Consider the following 17,726-nt stretch of genomic DNA (forward strand, 5'->3'; position numbering starts at 1 on the left):
CCCTCGTTTCCTGGAGAACTTCCGTGACCACGACCGAATCGACGCCCTCCAAGTTCAAGCCCTATACCCGGCAGAGTATTCACACCGCGCGCCAGTGGCAATGGCTTACGCCGGAGCTGCAGGAAGCGGTGCAGGTGGTGTCCCATGTGCTGCCGTTCCGCGTGAACGCTTATGTACTGGAGGAGCTGATCGACTGGGACAAGGTGCCGGACGATCCGATCTACCGGCTCACCTTCCCGCACCGCGACATGCTGCCTTCGAACGAGTACGAACAGCTGCGCGACCTGGTGCTGTACAAGAAGGACGAGGCGGCCATCGCCAGGCTGGTGCACGGCATCCGGATGCGCATGAATCCGCACCCGGCCGGCCAGATGACCCACAACGTCCCGCGCGTGAACGATGCGCCGCTCAAGGGCCTGCAGCACAAGTACAAGGAAACCGTGCTGTTCTTTCCCAGCTCGGGCCAGACCTGCCACGCTTACTGCACCTTCTGCTTCCGCTGGCCGCAGTTCGTCGGCATGGACGACATGAAGTTCGATGCCCGCGAGTGCGGCGAGCTGGTGTCCTACCTCGAGACCCACCCGGACGTGACCGACGTCCTGATCACCGGTGGCGACCCGATGATCATGAATACCCGTTCGCTGGCCGAATTCCTCGAGCCGCTGCTGCAGCCGAGCCTGGCCCACATCCAGAATATCCGCATCGGCACCAAGTCGGTGGCCTACTGGCCGCAGCGCTTCGTGTCGGACAAGGACAGCGACGACCTGATGCGCCTGTTCGAGAAGGTGGTCAGGTCGGGCAAGAACCTCGCGATCATGGGCCACTACAATCACGCGGTGGAGCTGCGCCATCCGATTGCCCAGCAGGCCGTCAAGCGCATCGTCGGCACCGGCGCCACGCTGCGCATGCAGGGTCCGCTGATCCGCCACATCAACGAAGACCCGAAGAGCTGGGCCGAGCTGTGGACCACCGGCGTGCGCCTGGGCGCCATCCCGTACTACATGTTCGTCGAGCGCGACACCGGCCCGCGCGACTACTTCTCGCTGCCGCTGGCGCGCGCACACCAGATCTTCCAGGAAGCCTATTCGATGGTGTCGGGTCTGTCGCGCACCGTGCGCGGCCCCTCGATGAGCGCCTTCCCGGGCAAGGTGGTGATCGACGGCGTGGTCACGATCAACGGCGAAAAGCTGTTCGCGCTGCAGTTCCTGCAGGCCCGTAATCCGGAATGGGTGCGCCGTCCGTTCTTCGCCAAGTACGACGCCAGCGCGACCTGGCTCGACCACCTCAAGCCGGCCTTCGGGCGCGACAAGTTCTTCTTCGAACAGGAGAGCGGCGGTCCGTTGCGGGGACCCGGCGGGCGCGTCATCCCCCTGGTGCCGGCATCTCAGCTGCGCGCCAACACGGCCCAGGACGCGGCCTGAAGCGGCCCCGGACCTTCCCGAGCACCGGAGCTGGCCATGCAGGACGCCACCACCGCGCCACGCCTGTCCGGCGTGGCGGTTTTTTTCTACGTGTTCCTGCCGTTCGCGCTGGGGCACTACCTGTCGACGCTGCTGCGCAACGTGAACGCGGTGCTGGCCCCGGACCTGATGGGCGCGCTCGCGCTCACACCGGGTGAACTGGGACTGCTCACCAGCGCCTTCTTCTTCGCGTTCGCGCTGGTCCAGCTGCCGGTCGGGATCGCGCTCGACCGCTGGGGGCCGCGCAAGGTGCAGTTGGTGATGATGCTGGTCGGGGCCCTCGGCGCGCTGCTGTTCTCGCGCAGCAGCGGTTTCGGGCAGCTGGTGGTGGCGCGCGCCGTGATGGGCCTGGGCCTGGGCGGCTGCTTCATGGCGGCGGTCAAGGCGGTCTCCACCTGGATCGCGCCGAGCAAGCTGCCTTCGGTGCACGGCTACCTGATCGCGGTGGGGGGACTGGGCGCCGCCAGCGCCACCATGCCGGTGCGCCTGGTGCTCGACTACACCGACTGGCGCGGACTGTTCGCCATCCTGGCGGCGCTCACCGCCTGCTCGGGCCTTTTGATCGCGCTGCTGTACCCGCGCGAAGGCGATGGCAAAAGCGCTCCGGTGCCCAGGCGCGGCCCGCTGGGCCAGGCGCTGCGCGACGTGTTCCGGGCGCCGGTGTTCCGCACCACAGCTTCGCTGGTGCTGATCCCGCATGCGGTGTTCTTCGGCATCCAGGGTTTGTGGGTCGGACGCTGGCTGTCGGATGTCGCGCGCTTTCCCGACGACGCCGTCGCCTACCTGCTCTACCTGGGCATGGCCGCGGTGATCTTCGGCGCCATCGCGGTGGGCATGATCACCGAGTGGGCGGGACGGCGCGGCATCGCTCCGCTCGACGTCGCCGCCGCCGGCATCGCGCTGTTCCTGCTGGTGCAGGCCGCCTTCGTGGTCAGCTACGAGCCGAGCTTCCAGCTGCTGTCGGTGCTGTTCACGCTGGTCGGGACGATCACGGGGATCGAGTACGCCATCATCGCGCAGTCGATGCCGCGCGAACTGACTGGCCGCGCGGCGACCTGCCTGAACCTGTTGATCTTCATCGGCGCCTTCGTGGTGCAGGCGGGCTTCGGCCTGATGGTCGGACTGTGGCCGCTGGACGATGCGGGACAGGTGCCGGTCCTGGCCTACCGCGTGGCCTTCGCCGTGCTGGTGCTGGTGCAGCTGCCCGGACTGGTCGGCTTCGTGCGGCGGCGCCAGGCAGCGGCGGCGGCCGCCAAGGCCAGCCAGGCCGGCGAGGAAGACGCGGTCGAGGCGGTGCCCACCTGACGCCGGTTCTCTTCCCTGCAATAGCGGACGGCGCGGTATGCTAGATTAGCCGGTATTCGCCTGTCCGTGCCTACAGAGGGAAACCATGCGCGCCCACATCCTGCCCCGCTTGTCCGGCGGCGTCGTGCTGTTGCTGCTTGCCGCCTGCGGCGACCGATCCACGCTGTCTCCCGGCGCCGACGTCGGTCCGCGGCCGACCCTGGCATCGCCGGTCAAATCCCTGATCCCGACCGTGGATATCGCCCCAGCCAAGGGCTGGGCGCAGGGCGCCAGGCCGGCCGCGGCGGCGGGCCTGGCGGTGCATGCCTATGCCACGGGCCTCGACCATCCGCGTTGGCTCCACGTGCTGCCCAACGGCGACGTGCTGGTCGCCGAAAGCAATGCCCCGGAACGCCGGGCCAAGAAAGGCATCAAGGCCTACATCCAGAAGAAAGTGCAGGAAAAAGCGGGAGCGGGGGTTCCGAGCGCGAACCGCATCACGCTGCTGCGCGACGCGGACGGCGACGGCGTCGCCGAAGTGAAGAAGGTGTTCCTGAAGGGCCTGAACTCGCCCTTCGGCATGGCGCTGGTCGGCGACATGCTGTATGTGGCGAACACCGACGGCATCGTGCGTTTCCCCTACCGCGAGGGCGACACCGCGATCACGGCGGCGGCCCAGCCGGTGGCGCCGCTGCCGGGCGGGCCGCTGAACCACCACTGGACCAAGAACATCATCGCCAGCCAGGATGGGCGCAAGCTGTACGCCACTTCGGGCTCCAACAGCAACGTTGCCGAGAACGGCATCGACCAGGAAGTCGACCGCGCCGCCATTCTCGAAGTGGATATCGCCACCGGCAAGACACGCCCCTTCGCCACCGGCCTGCGCAACCCGAACGGACTGGCCTGGCACCCTGGCACCGGGGTGTTGTGGACGGTGGTGAACGAACGCGACGAGATCGGCAGCGACCTGGTGCCGGACTACCTGACCTCGGTGAAGGACGGCGGCTTCTATGGCTGGCCCTACAGCTGGTACGGCCGGCACGTGGACGAGCGGGTCAAGCCGCCGCGCCCGGACCTGGTCGCCAAGGCCATCGTGCCCGACTATGCGCTCGGCGCCCACGTCGCGGCGCTGGGCCTGGCCTTCTATACCGGCACGCTGCTGCCGCAGTTCGCGAACGGCGCCATCATCGGCCAGCACGGCTCCTGGAACCGCAAGCCGCTGTCGGGCTACAACGTGGTCCATGTGCCGTTCAAGGAGGGCAAGCCGGCCGGGAAGCCGGTGGAGCTGCTTACCGGATTTCTCGACAAGGATGGCAATGCGCAGGGCCGTCCGGTGGGCGTCGCAATGGACGGGAAGGGGGCGATCCTGGTGGCGGACGATGTCGGCAACGTGATCTGGCGGATTACGCCAGCAAGCCCTTAGTCGTAGCGTGGGCGGCTATGCCGCCCACGCGTGCAACGAGCGTATTAAAGCCACGGAGCGAGTATTCAAGCGTGATTTGAACGCGTGGGCAGGAGACCTGCCCACCCTACGAACACCCTGCAACAAGCAGGATCGGCAGCCCGGTCCACACAATCGCCACGAACGCCAGCACGGCCCCCAGTGCCGCCGCCCAGTCCAGCAGCCCCGCACCCTGCGGATCGCGCAGGATGCCGCGTTCGCGCCACGCCAGCCAGGCACACACCGCCAGCGCCGCCGCAGTGGCCACGCCCAGCAGCAGCCGGTCCGGTCCGCCCGCGCGCATCGCCGCCGGGGTGCACTGCGCCGCCGCCAGCAGGTAGCAGAAGATGAAGTGCGCGGCCCACACCAGCAGGGGCAGGGTACCGCGCGCGAGCTGTCTGAAGAAGTGTTCGTGCATGGCTTACTCCATCAGCAGCGGGAGGATCTGGATCAGCGCCATGCCGGCGATGCCCTGCAGCGTCGTGTAGTGCCACAGCAGGGCGACGTTGTCGAGCGTTGCGCGGCTGTGCTCTCCCAGGTGGCCGCGCCAGACGCGCAGGCACAGGTAGGGGCCGGCGAGTGCCAGCACCACCACGTGCAGCCCCTGGAAGCTGAGCAGCGCGCCGATTCCGGCAGCCCAGGCGCTGGCGGTCGGGTCGAGGCCCGCGTACTGGTGGCCACGCAGGTCGAGCATGAAGGAGGCCGCGGTGCATGCCAGCGCCGCCAGCACCAGCCAGGGCAGGCGGCGCTTGCCGAGCGCGCGTACCGCCAGCAGCATCAGCGCCGAACTCGCCAGCAGCAGGCCGCCCGAGGCGAACTGCCAGGGCAGCGCGGGCAGCGCGGCGCCGGGCGGCGGGCAGACCTGCAGCCGCATCGACGCGTGGATGTAGGCAAAGCCGAAGGAAGCGAAGATGCAGGCGTCGACCACCAGCATCACCATCGTGCCCCACCATGACTGCGAGGCCGTGGTCTTGGCATTCACCGGCAGCACCAGGTCGTCGGCCACGCGCGCCTCGCGGATGGGCGGCTTGCGGTCCGACTCCCACAGCCAGGCGATGGTGCCCGCCACTGCCATGAAGCCGAAGATCCAGGCCAGCAGCAAGGCCTTGATCGTCAGCAGCAGGAAGAAGCCGGCGGTGCCGAGGGCCGCGATCACCGGCAGCCAGCTGTCGCCCGGCAGCACCATCAGGTAGCGCGGCTCGGCTGCCACCGGGCTGGTGGCGATGGTCTCGCGCAGGCCGGTGGCGGTGCCGGGCAGGTAGTGCTGGCCGCGCTCGACCTCGTCGGACAGGGTCGGCTGGTCCCACAGCGGGTTGGTGGAGCTGATGCGCGGGATGCTGCGGTTGCCGTAGGATTCCGAGGGGAGCCACTCCAGGGTAGCTGCATTCCATGGATTGCCGACTTCCTTCTCGGGGCGGCGCAGGGTGCGCACGGCGTCGACGATGAACAGCAGCACGCCGAAGGCGAAGATGAAAGCGCCGACGGTGGACAGCATGTTCAGGAAGTCCCAGCCCATCTGCGCATCGTAGGTGTAGACCCGGCGCGGCATGCCGACCAGCCCCGTGATGTGCATCGGGAAGAAAGCGAGATTGAAACCGCCGAACATCAGCCAGAACACCCAGCGCGCGACGCGCTCGGACATGCGCTGGCCCTTGACCAGCGGCAGCCAGTAATACATCGCCGCGAACACCGGGAACACCATTCCGCCGATCAAGACGTAGTGCAGGTGGGCCACGATGAAATAGGTATCGTGCACCTGCCAGTCGAACGGGATCACGGCCACCATCACGCCGGTCAGGCCGCCCAGCACGAAGATGAACATGAAGCCCATCAGGAACAGCGCCGGGGAGTTCATCTGCACGCGCCCGTTCCACAGCGTGGCGATCCAGGCGAACACCTGGATGCCGGTCGGGATCGCCACCGCCATGCTGGCCGCCGAGATGAAGCTCATCTCGAGCACGCCCAGGCCGGCCGTGAACATGTGGTGCGCCCACAACCCGAAGCTGAAGAAGCCGACGCCGACCAGGGCCACGATGATGGCGCGCCGGCCCACCAGCGGAGAGGCGGCGATGGTCGGGATCATGGTCGAGACCATGCCGGCGGCCGGCAGGAAGATGATGTAGACCTCGGGGTGGCCGAAGAACCAGAACAGGTGCTGCCACAGGACCGGGTCGCCGCCGCGCTCGGCAATGAAGAAGGGCCAGTCGAAGGCGCGCTCCAGTTCCAGCAGGGCGGTCCCGGCGATCACCGCCGGGAAGGCGAACACGATCATCACCGCCACCACCAGCATGGCCCAGGCGTACACCGGCATGCGGCGCAGCGTCATGCCCGGGGCGCGCGTGAACAGGATGCCGACGATCAGCTCGACCGCGCCGGCGATCGCCGAGATCTCGATGAAGCCGATCCCCAGCAGCCAGAAGTCGGCGTTCAGGCCGGGCGAGTAGGCGGTGCTGGTGTTGGGCGGGTACATGAACCAGCCGCCGTCCGGCGCCAGGCCCACAAAAATGGTGCAGAAGAAGGCCAGGCCGCCGATGGCGTAGGCCCAGTAGGCATAGGCGGACAGGCGCGGGAAGGGCAGGTCGCGCGCGCCCAGCATATTGGGCAGCAGGTAGACGGCGATCGCCTCGACGATCGGAATCGCGAACAGGAACATCATCACCGTGCCGTGCATGGTGAAGACCTGGTTGTAGGTGCCGGGGCTGAGAAGGGTGTTGTCGGGCACCGCCAGCTGCACCCGCATCACCAGGGCCAGGATGCCGGCCAGGACGAAGAACAGCAGCGCGGTGCCGATGTAGAGCAGGCCGATGCTGGTGTTGTTCACCGACTTGAGGAAGCGCCAGCCGGTGGGCGTGCGCCAGACTTCCTTGAGGCGCTCGAATTCGCCCTCGGGCCGTGGCAAGGCATTGGGAAGCTGCGTGGGAAGCTGCGTCATTTCAGGTGCTCGAGGTAGGTGGCCAGGGCGTGCAGGGTCTCGTCGTCGAGCTCGCGCGAACCGGGCATGAAGACGCCGGGCTTGGCCGCCTGCGGATCGGCGATCCAGTCTTTCAGGGTGCCGCGGTGATTGCGCAGGGTGCCGGCGCCGATGTGCATGCGGCTGCCGACGTGGGTCAGGTCCGGCCCCAGGCGCGCGCTTTCAGCCACGCCATCGGCCACGCCGCGGATCGTATGGCAGGCCTGGCAACGCTGCTCGAGGAAGACGGCGCGGCCGCGTTCCAGCACCTGGGTATTCGGGGGCAGGGCGGGGCGGGCCTGGCGCGCCAGCCAGGCGTTGAATTCCTGCGGCGGCAAAGCGACGACGTTCAGCGCCATCTTCGCATGCTGGGCGCCGCAGAATTCGGCGCACTGGCCGCGGTAGATGCCGGGCTTGTCGGCGCGCAGGCTCAGGCCGGTGACCCGGCCCGGCACCATGTCGCGCTTGCCCGCCAGCGCAGGCACCCACAGGCTGTGGATCACGTCGGCCGAATTCAGGCCGAGGTAGACCGCGCGGCCGGTCGGGATGTGGATTTCGTTGGCGGTGACGATCTCGCGTCCGCTCGCCGGATCGCGGTAGCGCACTTCCCACCACCACATCTTGGCGGTGACCGAGATGGCGAGCGCGTCGTGCGAGGTTTGCGGCGCCAACTGGGCGCTGCGCCAGGTGCTCCAGCCCAGCAGCGCGCTCAGGACCACGACCGGAAAGGCGATGCCCCCGCCGCCGATCCACAGCAGCGCGCGCGCAGGTCGCTCCCGGCGCCGCAAGCTCAGGGCCACGAGCGCCATCACGGCTGCGAAGATCAGGGCGCCGGCGCCGAACATGACCCAGGCGAACTGGCTGATGATGGCGGCGTCCCACCCGGCCGGGTGCAGCACGGACTGGAGGCCGTTCATCGCAGGGTGTACAGGAAGGCGGCCATGTGGCGCGCTTCCTGTTCCGTGAGACCCATCGGCGGCATCTCGGTGCCGGGCTTGACGGCGTGCGGCGTGCGCAGCCACTTCACCATATTGGCGGGCTGGTTGGGGATGCCGCCGGCGATGTAGCTCAGGCGGCCGATATGGTCGAGCGCCGGGGCTTCCTGGCCGGCGGCGCCCTGCACCCCGGGAATCGTGTGGCAGGCGCCGCACTGGTATTGGGTCACCAGGCGCAGGCCCTGCTGCACGTCGCCGCCGGGGACGATCGAGCGCGGCTCGTCCTGGCATCCACCAAGCAGCATTGCGCAAGCGAGCGTCATGCAGGCATGTCGGGTAGTTCTGCGGACGAAATCGTGAGAAGGGCAGGGGCGCACGCTTGGAATTCAGAAATTGTGGAGTGGCTTTTATAATACACAAACAATAATGCATTTTTTTTAACGAATCCAATCGGACGCACCCCGCCCATGCTTACCAACCGCCAACGGCTGATCGTCAAGACCGCTGTCCTTACCTTGCTGGCGGCCGGCCTGACTGCGGGGGCGGCGGGTCTTGCGATGCTGTACGGCGGCTGGTACAACATCGCGGCCACGGCCCAGCATTTCCCGCTGGTGTACACGGTGCTGGATGAGGGCCTGAAGCATGCCGTGCGCAATTACGCACAAGACATCGCCGCTCCGCGCCTCGGTGGCGAGCAGCAGTTGCAGCTGGGCGCCCGGGTCTACCGCGACAAGTGCCTGCAGTGCCATGGCGGTCCCGGCGTGGCGCAGTCCACCATCGGCATGAGCATGCAGCCCGTTCCCGGTCCGCTGGTGGACGCGGCCCGGCACTGGGAGCCGCGCGAGTTGTACTGGGTCACGAAGAACGGCATCAAGATGAGCGGCATGCCGGCCTGGGAATACCATCTGCGCGACGACGAGATCTGGGCGGTGGTGGCCTTCGTGACGGTGATGCCGGCCATGAGCAGCCGGGATTTCCGCGTCAGGATGGCGCAGGACGCCGCCAGCAAGGGGGCCGAATGAAGGCGCTGCCGATCGTTGCATTGAGCCTGGCGCTGACGGCCTGCTCGCCCAAGCGCCCGCCGGCGGGCGTGCAGGGCGACCCGGAGCGCGGCAAGTTCGCGGTGACGCAATATGCCTGCCAGTCTTGCCACCTGATCCCCGGCGTGCCCGGACCGAAGGTGTATGTCGGCCGTCCGCTCGAGGACATGGCCCGACGCAAGGTGCTGGCCGGCGCGGTGCCGAACGACCAGGCCGGGCTGGTGCGCTGGATCCGCGATCCGCAGTCGGTGGACCCGAATACCGCGATGCCGAACATGGGCGTGAGCGAGCGCGATGCGATCGACATGAGCGCCTACCTGCTCACCAAGTAAGCTGTTCGGATCCTTGGTATCATCGCCGCCTGTTCAACACGGGGGGATACAAGAATGAGATTGGTACGCTATGGCCGGCCGGGCAAGGAAAAACCGGGCCTGTTCGACGAAGAGGGCCGCCTGCGCGACCTGTCCGGGATCATCGACGACATCGACGCCTCCACGCTTGGCGACAAGGCCCTGCGCAAGCTGGCAAAGCTGGATTGGAAGATGCTGCCCCTGGTTCGCGGCAACCCGCGCCTGGGGGTGCCGGTCAAGGGCGTCGGCAAGTTCATCGGCATCGGCATGAACTACGCCGACCACGCCCTTGAAACCGGCGCCACGGTGCCGGCGGAACCGATCTTCTTTACCAAGGCGACCAGCTGCCTGTCCGGCCCGGACGATCCGGTCCAGCTGCCGAAGGGCTCGAAGAAGACCGACTGGGAAGTCGAACTGGGCGTGGTGATCGGCACCCGCGCGCAATACGTCAGCGAAGACGATGCACTGAAGTTCGTGGCCGGCTACTGCGTGGTCAACGACGTGTCCGAGCGCGCCTTCCAGTTCGAGATGGGCTCGCAGTGGGACAAAGGCAAGGGCTGCGACACCTTCGGCCCGGTCGGCCCCTTCCTGGTAACCCGCGACGAGATTGTCGACGTGCAGGACCTCGACCTCTACCTGGAACTGAACGGCAAGCGCATGCAGACCGGGAATACCGCGAACATGATCTTCACGGTGGCGCAGATCGTCAGCTACGTGTCGCGTTTCATGACCCTGGAGCCGGGCGACATCATCACCACCGGCACCCCGCCGGGCGTGGGCATGGGACGTTCGCCGCAGCGCTTCCTCAAGAAGGGCGACAAGCTGCGCCTGGGGATTGCCGGCCTGGGCGAACAGCAGCAGGAAGTGGCGGCGTTTCCGAAGTAAGCTTCAAGAGCGCGCTCCTAGTCCGGCATCGGCTCCGCGCTCGATGCCGGCACCGCCGTCCTGGCCGTGTTCATCACCATTGCCAGGAAGGTGTAGTACCCGTTGATCCCCATGAGATCGACCACCCCGTGCTCGCCGAACAGCGCCAGGGCATCCGCATACAGCCGGTCCGGAACCGACTTCCCCTCGTGCAGCGCGACGCAGAAGTCGTGCACCACCGCTTCGTCCACCAGCATGTCCTCCGGCCTGCGCCGCTCGGCGATCGCGTGGATGACCGAGGCCGGGATGCCCACCTGGGCCGCGATCGGTGCGTGGATTGCCCATTCGACCTGCTGGTTCCACTGGCGCGCGGTGACCAGGATCGCCAGCTCCGACAGCCGCCCCCCGATCGCGCTGCGGTAGCGCAGGTATTCGCCCATGCGCTGGGCGTACTCCATCAGTTCCGGACTGCGTAGCAGCGGCACGAAGGGCCCGTACACCGCGCCGCGCGGCCCGTCGATGATGGCCTGGGCCGCGGCGCGCTGGGCCGGGGTCATGTCCTGGAGCGCGATCGGTCCGAGTCGGTCGGTCATGGCGGAAGGGACGGAATGTTGTAATCGGAAAATAATTGCACAGCGTTCTTTAAAAATCAAAAGAACCCGCGCGCGACACGCTTATCGTCAATCCTTCTGTCCATGAAGGGAACCGCAATGAGCCATATCCTCCACCGCAACCTGCGCCAGGTACCGCCCACCGCGGTATCGAGCGACGGCATCCGCATGCGCGACAAGGCCGGCCGGATCTACATCGACGCCAGCGGCGGGGCGGCCGTGTCCTCGCTGGGCCATGGCCACCCGGACGTGATCGCCGCCATGCACCGCCAGATCGACCGCTGCGCCTACGCCCACACCGCTTTCTTTACCACCGACGCGGCCGAGGAGCTGGCCGACCGCCTGATTGCGGGCGCGCCGCAGGATATCGGCGGGGTCTACCTGGTATCGGGCGGCTCGGAAGCGATGGAGACGGCCCTCAAGCTGGCGCGCCAGTACTGGGTGGAGGCGGGCGAGCCGCAACGCCACCTGTTCATGGCGCGGCGCCAGAGCTACCACGGCAACACGCTGGGGGCGCTGGCGGTCGGCGGCAACGAGTGGCGCCGCAAGGCCTTTGCGCCGCTGCTGATGGATACGGTGCGGGTGTCAGCCTGCTACGAATACCGCGGCCGCGCAAGCTACCTGAGCGTCGACGACTACACCGCCGGCCTGCTCGACGAGCTGGAAACCCGGATCCTCGAGGCCGGACCAGGCAACATCATCGCTTTCGTCGCCGAACCGGTGGTCGGTGCTACCGGCGGCGCGATCCCCCCGACCCCTGGCTACTTCCAGGGCGTGCGCGACATCTGCGACCGCTACCGCATCCTGTTCATCGCCGACGAGGTCATGTGCGGGATGGGCCGCACCGGCACCATGTACGCCATCGAGCAGGACGGCGTGGCGCCGGACATCATCGCGATCGCCAAGGGCCTGGGCGCGGGCTACCAGCCGATCGGCGCGGTGCTGGCGCACCAGACCATCGTCGACTGCCTGCGCAACGGCAGCGGCATGTTCCAGCACGGGCACACCTACATCGGCCATCCGGTGGCCGCCTCGGCCGCGCTCGAGGTGCAGAAGGTGATCGAGCGCGACGATCTGCTCGCGCGGGTGCGCAGCCGCGGCGCCACGCTGCGGCGCATGCTGGGCGACGTGTTCGGCACCCACGAGCACGTGGGCGACATCCGCGGGCGCGGGATGTTCCTGGCGCTGGAGTTCGTGCACGACCGCGCCAGCAAGACGCCGTTCGCGCCGGAGCGCAAGCTGCACGCGGCGATCAAGGCCAAGGCGATGGAGAACGGGCTGATGGTCTACCCGATGGGCGGGACGATCGACGGGCAGGTCGGCGACCATGTGCTGCTGGCGCCGCCATTCATTGCGACGGCGGCGGATTTGTCGGAGATCGTGTCCAGGCTGTCGGATGCGGTGGAAGCTGCGCTCAAGCAGTAGACAGTAGAGCCGTAGGGTGGGCAGGTCTCCTGCCCACGCGTTCAAATCACGGTGATTCCGCCCGTGCGGCTGGTCATACTCTAACTATCGCCGCGTGGGCAGCGCCACGAGTACGTACTGATCGTATCGTTGGGGTAGAGCCGCCCACCCTACGATTCGTTGCTATCGTCAGGTCACCACCTTGCGCAGCCACTTGGAGATATCCTGCACCTCTTCCAGGCACAGCGAGTGCTGCATCATGTACTCGTGCCACTCGACCTGGTAACCCATCGCCTCGAGAGCCTCGTGCGATTGCTGGGCGCGCGCGAACGGCACCACGCCGTCCTGGCGGCCGTGCGCCATGAAGACCGGTGTGCCCAGGCTTTCCTGGCTGCGTTCCTGCGCGGCCACCGCGGCCAGCGGCAGGTAGCCCGACAGGCACAGCATGCCCGCCAGTTTTTCAGGATGGCGCATGCCGGTCTGCAGGGTCATCGCGCAGCCCTGCGAGAAGCCGGCCAGGATGATGCGCGAGGCCGGGATGCCGCGTGCCTTTTCGCGCGCGATCAGCGCTTCCACGTCGCGCTGCGAGGCGCGCAGGCCGCCTTCGTCTTCGCGCCGGGTCAGGTCGGCGTTGCTGATGTCGTACCAGGCGCGCATCACGTAGCCGTTGTTGATCGTCACCGGCATGGTCTTCGCGTGCGGGAACACGAAACGGATGCCGGGCAGGCCGGAGAGGTCCAGTTCGTTCACGAGCGGGACGAAGTCGTTGCCGTCGGCGCCCAGGCCGTGCAGCCAGATGACCGCCACGGTCGGATTCGGCGCGGTTTCGATCTCGATGTTTTCCAGCAGTTGGGTCATTCGGTTTTCCTTTACGCGGCAGGAGGACGAAGCGCCGACTTCGGGCGGAAGGTCTTGCTGACCAGCGGGTTGGTTTCCATGTAGGGTCCGCCGATCAGGTCGATGCAGTAGGGGAGGGCCGCGAAGATGCCGCCGACCAGCACATTGCCGGCATCGTCCTTCAGGCCTTCGAGTGTTTCCTTGATCGACTTCGGCTGGCCCGGCAGGTTCATGATCAGGGCCGCGTGGTCGTCGGTTTCGCGGATCACCGCGGTCTGGCGCGACAGGATGGCGGTCGGCACGAAGCGCAGGCTGATCTGGCGCATCTGCTCGCCGAAGCCGGGCATCTCTTTCGTAGAGACTGCCAGCGTCGCCTCGGGCGTCACGTCGCGGCGTGCCGGGCCGGTGCCGCCGGTAGTCAGGACCAGGTGGCAGCGCACGTCGTCGACCAGCTCGGCCAGGGTGCGTTCGATGGTCGCGCGGTCGTCGGGGATCAGGCGCGTTTCAACCCGAAATGGCGTGGTGATGGCCTGCGCCAGCCAGTCGCTCAAGGCCGGAATGCCCTTGTCCTCATAGACCCCGCCGCTGGCGCGGTCCGAGACCGACACCAGGCCGATGATCAGCTCACTCGTCGTCGGACTCGTCATCGCCGTCTTCTTCCGCGTCGTCGGCACTGGCCTGCTTCGGCTTCTTGCCCAGGTCTTTCAGGATCTGGAAGATCTCGCGATAGGCCTTGGGCGGCTTGTTCTCCGCCTGTTCCTTGCGCGCATTGCGGATCAGGGTGCGCAGGTGCTGCACGTCGAGTTCCGGGTTTTCGGCCAAGAGCTGGGTCAGGGCCTTGTCGTCGGCCAGGAGTTTCTCGCGGCGGCGCTCGAGGGCGTGCAGGGCGGCGGTTTCGGCTTTCGAGGCGCCCTTCCAGCTGTCGATGGTGCGCTGGATGACGGCGACTTCTTCTTCGTCCAGGGTGCGCATCTTCTTGCCCACGAACTGCAGCGCGCGGCGCCGGCCCTCGTGGTTGGTGATGCTCTGGCAGGTCAGGATGGCTTCCTTGACGTCTTCCGGCATCTCGACGCGCTTGACGCGGTCGCGCGGCGCATCGACCAGCTGTTCGCCGAGTTTCTGCAGCTCGTTCGACTGGCGCTTGGCTTCCGACTTGGACGGGCGTTCGTACTCTTGCTCGAATTCGTTGGACTGGAAGCCGACGGAGCCGCGGTTTGGATTAGGCATGATATAGATAGATCCGATTGGCTGGGAGCCGATCAGTGGAAACTGTAAACGGCTGCTATGATAACTGTTTTAGGGCTCGCCACGAAAACACGATATGAACGACTCCGCTTCGACCTCCGCGACCACCGCCGTGTTCACCCACACCCAGGACCAGCTGAAACAGCTTGCCCGCGACGTATTGGCGTTCGCCAAGGAGCAGGGCGCCACCGATGCCTCGGTCGAGATCAGCGAAGGCAGCGGCCTGTCGGTTTCCGTCCGTAAAGGCAAGATCGAGACCATCGAGCAGAACAAGGACAAGGGCATCGGCGTCACCGTCTACTATGGCCAGCGCCGCGGCAACGCCAACACCTCCGATTTCTCCAGCAAGTCGCTGAAGGATACCGTGGAAGCGGCCTGGAACATTGCCCGCTTCACCGCCGAAGACGACTGCGCCGGCCTGCCCGACGCCGCGCTGCTCGAAACCGCCCCGCGCGACCTGCGCCTGTTCTACCCCTGGCAGATCAGCACCGAAGAAGCGGTCGAACTGGCCCAGCGCTGCGAGAACGCCGCGTTCGAGGTCGATCCGCGCATCAGCAACAGCGAAGGCGCCAGCGTCTACGTGCAGCAATCGCACTTCGTCGGCGCCAACTCGCGCGGCTTCATCGGCGGCTACCCGTTCTCGCGCCACACCATCTCGGTGGCGCCGATCGCCGGCAAGGGCAATAAAATGCAGCGCGACGACTGGTACACCTCGGCGCGCGATCCCAAGAAGCTGGCCCGGCCGGAGCTGGTGGGCCGCTATGCCGCCGAACGCGCGCTGGCGCGCCTGAACGCACGCAAGCTCGACACCCGCACCTGCCCGGTGCTGTTCGAAGCCCCGCTGGCGGCCGGCCTGCTCGGCGCCTTCGTGCAGGCGGTCTCGGGCGGCGCGCTGTACCGCAAGTCGAGCTTCCTGCTCGACACGCTCGGCAAGCAGGTCTTCCCGGACCACATCAACATCGTCGAAGACCCGCACCTGATCGGCGCAGTCGGTTCCGCGCCCTTCGACGAAGAAGGCGTGCGCACGGTGCGCCGCAAGGTGGTCGACAACGGTGTGCTGCAGGGTTATTTCCTGTCCTCGTACTCGGCGCGCAAGCTGGGCATGCAGACCACCGGCAACGCCGGCGGCTCGCACAACCTCGACCTGGTCTCCACCCAGACCAAACGCGCCGACGACTTCGAAGGCATGCTGCGCAAGATGGGCACCGGCCTGCTGGTCACCGAACTGATGGGCCAGGGCGTCAACTACGTCACCGGCGACTACTCGCGCGGCGCGTCCGGCTACTGGGTCGAGAACGGCGTCATCCAGTACCCGGTCGAAGAAATCACCATCGCGGGCAATATGCGCGAGATGTTCACGCAAATCGTGGCGATCGGTAACGATGTCCTTGATCGTGGCAATAAATCGACCGGCTCGATCCTGATCGAGAAGATGGTCGTGGCCGGCTCCTGAGATTAGACTGACTAGCGTTTAACAAAATCCCCAGGGCAAGGCGCATCGCCGCAGTGGCGTACCACGAAGACAGTACGCTAGTACGGAGAGACGAATGGAACGCAGCAATGGGGGTTTTGTTAAACGCACTGACCGGAGAAAAATATGAGCAAGTTCGTTCGCATCGACAAAGAAAGCAGCCAGAAGAGCGTCCTGCTCAACCTCGACCTCGTGGCCACCGTCGAGCTGTCGCAGCCATCCGACCTGCTCAGCTCGGGCAACGAGGCCCGCAAGGCCTACGCCACCTTCCTGGCGGCCGACAAGACCACCATCGCCACCCTGCATTTCGACTCGCTCGACGATGCCGGCAGCTGGGTGAGCAAGCACCTGGGCGTCGAACTCTAAGCCGGCCTGCCCGGCAAGCGGAGGCAACATGGCCAATGTCGTTTTGTCGCAAGCATTCGATTTCCGCAGCGCCCAGGACTGGACCTGGATGCTGCGCGAAACCAATTCCACCCGCATCTCGATCGCCGACACCACCTACCGCCAGACCTTCCTGGGCGACTTCCCACTGGTGGCAGGCAGCAGCCTGAACGGCAAGATCGCGAGTAGCTCCTTTTCCATCAAGGATGCCCCCGTCTACAGCATCAGCGGCCTCGACGTCGAGGCCAGCCTGCTGGCGCCCTATGTCGAGCGCAAGGGCGACCTGCGCGGCCTGTACGCGCCTTTCCTGGCCGGCGATGACGACATCCAGGGCAGCGCCGGCGCCGACGGCCTGATTGGCTTCGCCGGCAACGACCGCATCCGCGGCGGCGGCGGCGACGACTGGATCTCGGGCGGCAGCGGTTTCGATTTCGCGCTCTATGGCGGCGCCCGCGCGGGCTTCACGGTCGCGCGCACGCCTGAGGGCTTCAGTGTGGCGGACGGCGCCGGCGCCGAGGGCCGCGACAGCCTGGTGGAGGTCGAGCGCCTGGTCTTCGCCGATACCAACATGGCGCTCGATGTCGGCGCCGGCGAAGTCGGCGGACGCGCCTACCGCCTTTACGAGGCCGCCTTCAACCGCACCCCGGATGCGCCCGGCGTCGGCTTCTGGATCGGCAAGCTCGATGCCGGCGTGTCGGTAACAGCGGTGGCGCAGGGCTTCATCGACTCGCAGGAATACCGCGAGGCCTACGGCGCTGCCATGACCCACCGCGAGCTCATCACGCGCTACTACACCAACATCCTCGACCGCGCGCCGGAGCAGGCCGGGCTCGACTTCTGGGTGACGAAACTCGACAGCGGTGTGGCGCGCGCCGACGTGCTGGCCGGGATCAGCGAAAGTAATGAGAACATCGGCGCTTCGGCCGCCATCATCGCCAACGGCTTCACTTATCTACCTTATGGCTGAAAACAAGACCAGGGCCAACGGCGCCAGTGTGCGCGCCTATCTCGATGCGATTCCCGACGCTGCCCGGCGCCAGGACTGCGAGGCGATCGCGACAATGATGGAGCGGGTGACCGGCGCCCCGCCGGTGATGTGGGGCACCGGTATCGTCGGCTTCGGCAGTTACCACTACACCTACGACAGTGGCCGCGAGGGCGACGCCCCGCTGGCCGGGTTCGCGTCGCGCAAGGGCGATATCAGCATCTACCTGTCGTGCGACGCGTCCGCGCAAGCGGCGCTGCGCGAACGGCTCGGCCGGCACAAGATGGGCAAATCCTGCCTGTATCTGCGCCGGCTCGACGATGTCGACGCGCTTGTGCTGGAGCAGATGGTGGTCGCGGCAATGGAGGATGCCCTGGCGCGCTACGGCGCCGCCAGCTGATGATTGTTCTGTTTCCTTATGGTAACAAACTTTGCTCTATATGTTTGACATACTAGTGATGTAAT

At 66.7% G+C, this 17,726-nt stretch carries 19 protein-coding genes; 11 read left to right on the plus strand and 8 right to left on the minus strand.

The genetic code is table 11. From position 1 onward, the window contains the following. The first annotated feature begins 23 nt into the window (after window positions 1–23). From AC56LU_RS05000 to AC56LU_RS05010, 3 genes are all read left to right on the plus strand, one after another. Window positions 24–1,421, plus strand: a complete 1,398-nt coding sequence (locus AC56LU_RS05000; RefSeq protein ID WP_497174503.1) for a KamA family radical SAM protein — start codon at window positions 24–26, stop codon at window positions 1,419–1,421. A 36-nt stretch (window positions 1,422–1,457) separates the two neighbouring features. Beyond that, window positions 1,458–2,765, plus strand: coding sequence for an MFS transporter (locus AC56LU_RS05005; protein ID WP_497174504.1), 1,308 nt, complete (start codon window positions 1,458–1,460; stop codon window positions 2,763–2,765). Between the two features lie 85 nt (window positions 2,766–2,850). Next, on the plus strand, window positions 2,851–4,167 hold the full coding sequence (locus AC56LU_RS05010; protein ID WP_497174505.1) for a PQQ-dependent sugar dehydrogenase: 1,317 nt from the start codon (window positions 2,851–2,853) through the stop codon (window positions 4,165–4,167). 106 nt (window positions 4,168–4,273) lie between these two features. Here AC56LU_RS05010 and AC56LU_RS05015 read toward each other — a convergent pair whose 3' ends face one another. Genes AC56LU_RS05015 through AC56LU_RS05030 form a run of 4 tightly spaced genes read right to left on the minus strand, consistent with a single transcriptional unit; the run spans window position 4,274 to window position 8,393 of the window. After that, window positions 4,274–4,603, minus strand: coding sequence for a hypothetical protein (locus tag AC56LU_RS05015; RefSeq protein ID WP_497174506.1), 330 nt, complete (start codon window positions 4,601–4,603; stop codon window positions 4,274–4,276). A 3-nt stretch (window positions 4,604–4,606) separates the two neighbouring features. Continuing rightward, on the minus strand, window positions 4,607–7,117 hold the full coding sequence (gene ctaD, locus AC56LU_RS05020; RefSeq protein WP_497174507.1) for a cytochrome c oxidase subunit I: 2,511 nt from the start codon (window positions 7,115–7,117) through the stop codon (window positions 4,607–4,609). After that, on the minus strand, window positions 7,114–8,052 hold the full coding sequence (locus AC56LU_RS05025) for a cytochrome c oxidase subunit II (RefSeq protein ID WP_497174508.1): 939 nt from the start codon (window positions 8,050–8,052) through the stop codon (window positions 7,114–7,116). Before AC56LU_RS05025 ends, ctaD begins: the two co-directional genes overlap by 4 nt. After that, on the minus strand, window positions 8,049–8,393 hold the full coding sequence (locus tag AC56LU_RS05030; RefSeq protein ID WP_497174509.1) for a c-type cytochrome: 345 nt from the start codon (window positions 8,391–8,393) through the stop codon (window positions 8,049–8,051). The genes AC56LU_RS05025 and AC56LU_RS05030 overlap by 4 nt, the downstream gene beginning before the upstream one ends. Window positions 8,394–8,537: 144 nt before the next feature. Here AC56LU_RS05030 and AC56LU_RS05035 point away from each other — a divergent pair, with 144 nt between their 5' ends. The 3 genes from AC56LU_RS05035 to AC56LU_RS05045 are packed head-to-tail and all read left to right on the plus strand — an operon-like array spanning window position 8,538 to window position 10,345. After that, window positions 8,538–9,092 (plus strand): c-type cytochrome, encoded by a 555-nt coding sequence (locus tag AC56LU_RS05035; protein ID WP_497174510.1) that lies wholly within the window; start codon window positions 8,538–8,540, stop codon window positions 9,090–9,092. Then, window positions 9,089–9,442, plus strand: coding sequence for a c-type cytochrome (locus AC56LU_RS05040; RefSeq protein WP_497174511.1), 354 nt, complete (start codon window positions 9,089–9,091; stop codon window positions 9,440–9,442). Before AC56LU_RS05035 ends, AC56LU_RS05040 begins: the two co-directional genes overlap by 4 nt. Window positions 9,443–9,496: 54 nt before the next feature. Next, the gene (locus tag AC56LU_RS05045; protein WP_497174512.1) at window positions 9,497–10,345 is read left to right on the plus strand and encodes a fumarylacetoacetate hydrolase family protein; all 849 of its coding nucleotides are present in this window, start codon (window positions 9,497–9,499) and stop codon (window positions 10,343–10,345) included. Between the two features lie 17 nt (window positions 10,346–10,362). On the opposite strand, the gene AC56LU_RS05050 is transcribed toward AC56LU_RS05045, so the two are convergent. Continuing rightward, a complete protein-coding gene (locus AC56LU_RS05050) occupies window positions 10,363–10,917 on the minus strand; it encodes a carboxymuconolactone decarboxylase family protein (RefSeq protein ID WP_497174513.1) in 555 nt (184 codons plus the stop codon). 117 nt (window positions 10,918–11,034) lie between these two features. Between AC56LU_RS05050 and AC56LU_RS05055 the strand changes: the two genes are divergently transcribed. Further along, complete coding sequence (locus tag AC56LU_RS05055; protein WP_497174514.1) at window positions 11,035–12,360, plus strand: aspartate aminotransferase family protein; 1,326 nt, start codon at window positions 11,035–11,037, stop codon at window positions 12,358–12,360. Window positions 12,361–12,528: 168 nt separating this feature from the next. Here the strand turns inward: AC56LU_RS05055 and AC56LU_RS05060 are convergent, their stop codons facing one another. The 3 genes from AC56LU_RS05060 to yjgA are packed head-to-tail and all read right to left on the minus strand — an operon-like array spanning window position 12,529 to window position 14,403. Continuing rightward, window positions 12,529–13,197: an alpha/beta hydrolase gene (locus AC56LU_RS05060; RefSeq protein ID WP_497174515.1), complete on the minus strand. Its 669-nt coding sequence runs from the start codon at window positions 13,195–13,197 to the stop codon at window positions 12,529–12,531. 11 nt (window positions 13,198–13,208) lie between these two features. Continuing rightward, window positions 13,209–13,823 carry a molybdopterin adenylyltransferase gene (mog, locus tag AC56LU_RS05065; protein ID WP_497174516.1) on the minus strand — a complete coding sequence of 205 codons (615 nt, stop codon included), beginning with the start codon at window positions 13,821–13,823 and terminating at the stop codon, window positions 13,209–13,211. Then, window positions 13,801–14,403, minus strand: a complete 603-nt coding sequence (yjgA, locus tag AC56LU_RS05070) for a ribosome biogenesis factor YjgA (RefSeq protein WP_497174517.1) — start codon at window positions 14,401–14,403, stop codon at window positions 13,801–13,803. Before yjgA ends, mog begins: the two co-directional genes overlap by 23 nt. A 94-nt stretch (window positions 14,404–14,497) precedes the next feature. On the opposite strand from yjgA, the gene pmbA reads away from it, so the two are divergent. The 4 genes from pmbA to AC56LU_RS05090 all read left to right on the plus strand — a co-directional run bounded on the left by pmbA (window position 14,498) and on the right by AC56LU_RS05090 (window position 17,661). Next, entirely contained in the window at window positions 14,498–15,874 is a 1,377-nt protein-coding gene (gene pmbA / locus AC56LU_RS05075) for a metalloprotease PmbA (protein ID WP_497174518.1), read from the plus strand. Between the two features lie 144 nt (window positions 15,875–16,018). Further along, a complete protein-coding gene (locus AC56LU_RS05080; protein ID WP_497174519.1) occupies window positions 16,019–16,258 on the plus strand; it encodes a hypothetical protein in 240 nt (79 codons plus the stop codon). Between the two features lie 28 nt (window positions 16,259–16,286). Next, entirely contained in the window at window positions 16,287–17,243 is a 957-nt protein-coding gene (locus tag AC56LU_RS05085) for a DUF4214 domain-containing protein (RefSeq protein WP_497174520.1), read from the plus strand. Then, window positions 17,236–17,661: a DUF1801 domain-containing protein gene (locus AC56LU_RS05090; protein ID WP_497174521.1), complete on the plus strand. Its 426-nt coding sequence runs from the start codon at window positions 17,236–17,238 to the stop codon at window positions 17,659–17,661. The genes AC56LU_RS05085 and AC56LU_RS05090 overlap by 8 nt, the downstream gene beginning before the upstream one ends. Window positions 17,662–17,726: the final 65 nt, after the last annotated feature.

This window comes from Telluria sp. PB2R4 (genome assembly GCF_059685695.1).

Coding starts and splice junctions, on each gene's coding strand:
- AC56LU_RS05005 (WP_497174504.1), top strand. CDS start 1,458: ATGCAGGACGCCACCACCGCGCCACGCCTGTCCGGCGTGGCGGTTTTT.
- AC56LU_RS05010 (WP_497174505.1), top strand. CDS start 2,851: ATGCGCGCCCACATCCTGCCCCGCTTGTCCGGCGGCGTCGTGCTGTTG.
- AC56LU_RS05015 (WP_497174506.1), bottom strand. CDS start 4,603: ATGCACGAACACTTCTTCAGACAGCTCGCGCGCGGTACCCTGCCCCTG.
- ctaD (WP_497174507.1), bottom strand. CDS start 7,117: ATGACGCAGCTTCCCACGCAGCTTCCCAATGCCTTGCCACGGCCCGAG.
- AC56LU_RS05025 (WP_497174508.1), bottom strand. CDS start 8,052: ATGAACGGCCTCCAGTCCGTGCTGCACCCGGCCGGGTGGGACGCCGCC.
- AC56LU_RS05030 (WP_497174509.1), bottom strand. CDS start 8,393: ATGACGCTCGCTTGCGCAATGCTGCTTGGTGGATGCCAGGACGAGCCG.
- AC56LU_RS05035 (WP_497174510.1), top strand. CDS start 8,538: ATGCTTACCAACCGCCAACGGCTGATCGTCAAGACCGCTGTCCTTACC.
- AC56LU_RS05040 (WP_497174511.1), top strand. CDS start 9,089: ATGAAGGCGCTGCCGATCGTTGCATTGAGCCTGGCGCTGACGGCCTGC.
- AC56LU_RS05045 (WP_497174512.1), top strand. CDS start 9,497: ATGAGATTGGTACGCTATGGCCGGCCGGGCAAGGAAAAACCGGGCCTG.
- AC56LU_RS05050 (WP_497174513.1), bottom strand. CDS start 10,917: ATGACCGACCGACTCGGACCGATCGCGCTCCAGGACATGACCCCGGCC.
- AC56LU_RS05055 (WP_497174514.1), top strand. CDS start 11,035: ATGAGCCATATCCTCCACCGCAACCTGCGCCAGGTACCGCCCACCGCG.
- AC56LU_RS05060 (WP_497174515.1), bottom strand. CDS start 13,197: ATGACCCAACTGCTGGAAAACATCGAGATCGAAACCGCGCCGAATCCG.
- mog (WP_497174516.1), bottom strand. CDS start 13,823: ATGACGAGTCCGACGACGAGTGAGCTGATCATCGGCCTGGTGTCGGTC.
- yjgA (WP_497174517.1), bottom strand. CDS start 14,403: ATGCCTAATCCAAACCGCGGCTCCGTCGGCTTCCAGTCCAACGAATTC.
- pmbA (WP_497174518.1), top strand. CDS start 14,498: ATGAACGACTCCGCTTCGACCTCCGCGACCACCGCCGTGTTCACCCAC.
- AC56LU_RS05080 (WP_497174519.1), top strand. CDS start 16,019: ATGAGCAAGTTCGTTCGCATCGACAAAGAAAGCAGCCAGAAGAGCGTC.
- AC56LU_RS05085 (WP_497174520.1), top strand. CDS start 16,287: ATGGCCAATGTCGTTTTGTCGCAAGCATTCGATTTCCGCAGCGCCCAG.
- AC56LU_RS05090 (WP_497174521.1), top strand. CDS start 17,236: ATGGCTGAAAACAAGACCAGGGCCAACGGCGCCAGTGTGCGCGCCTAT.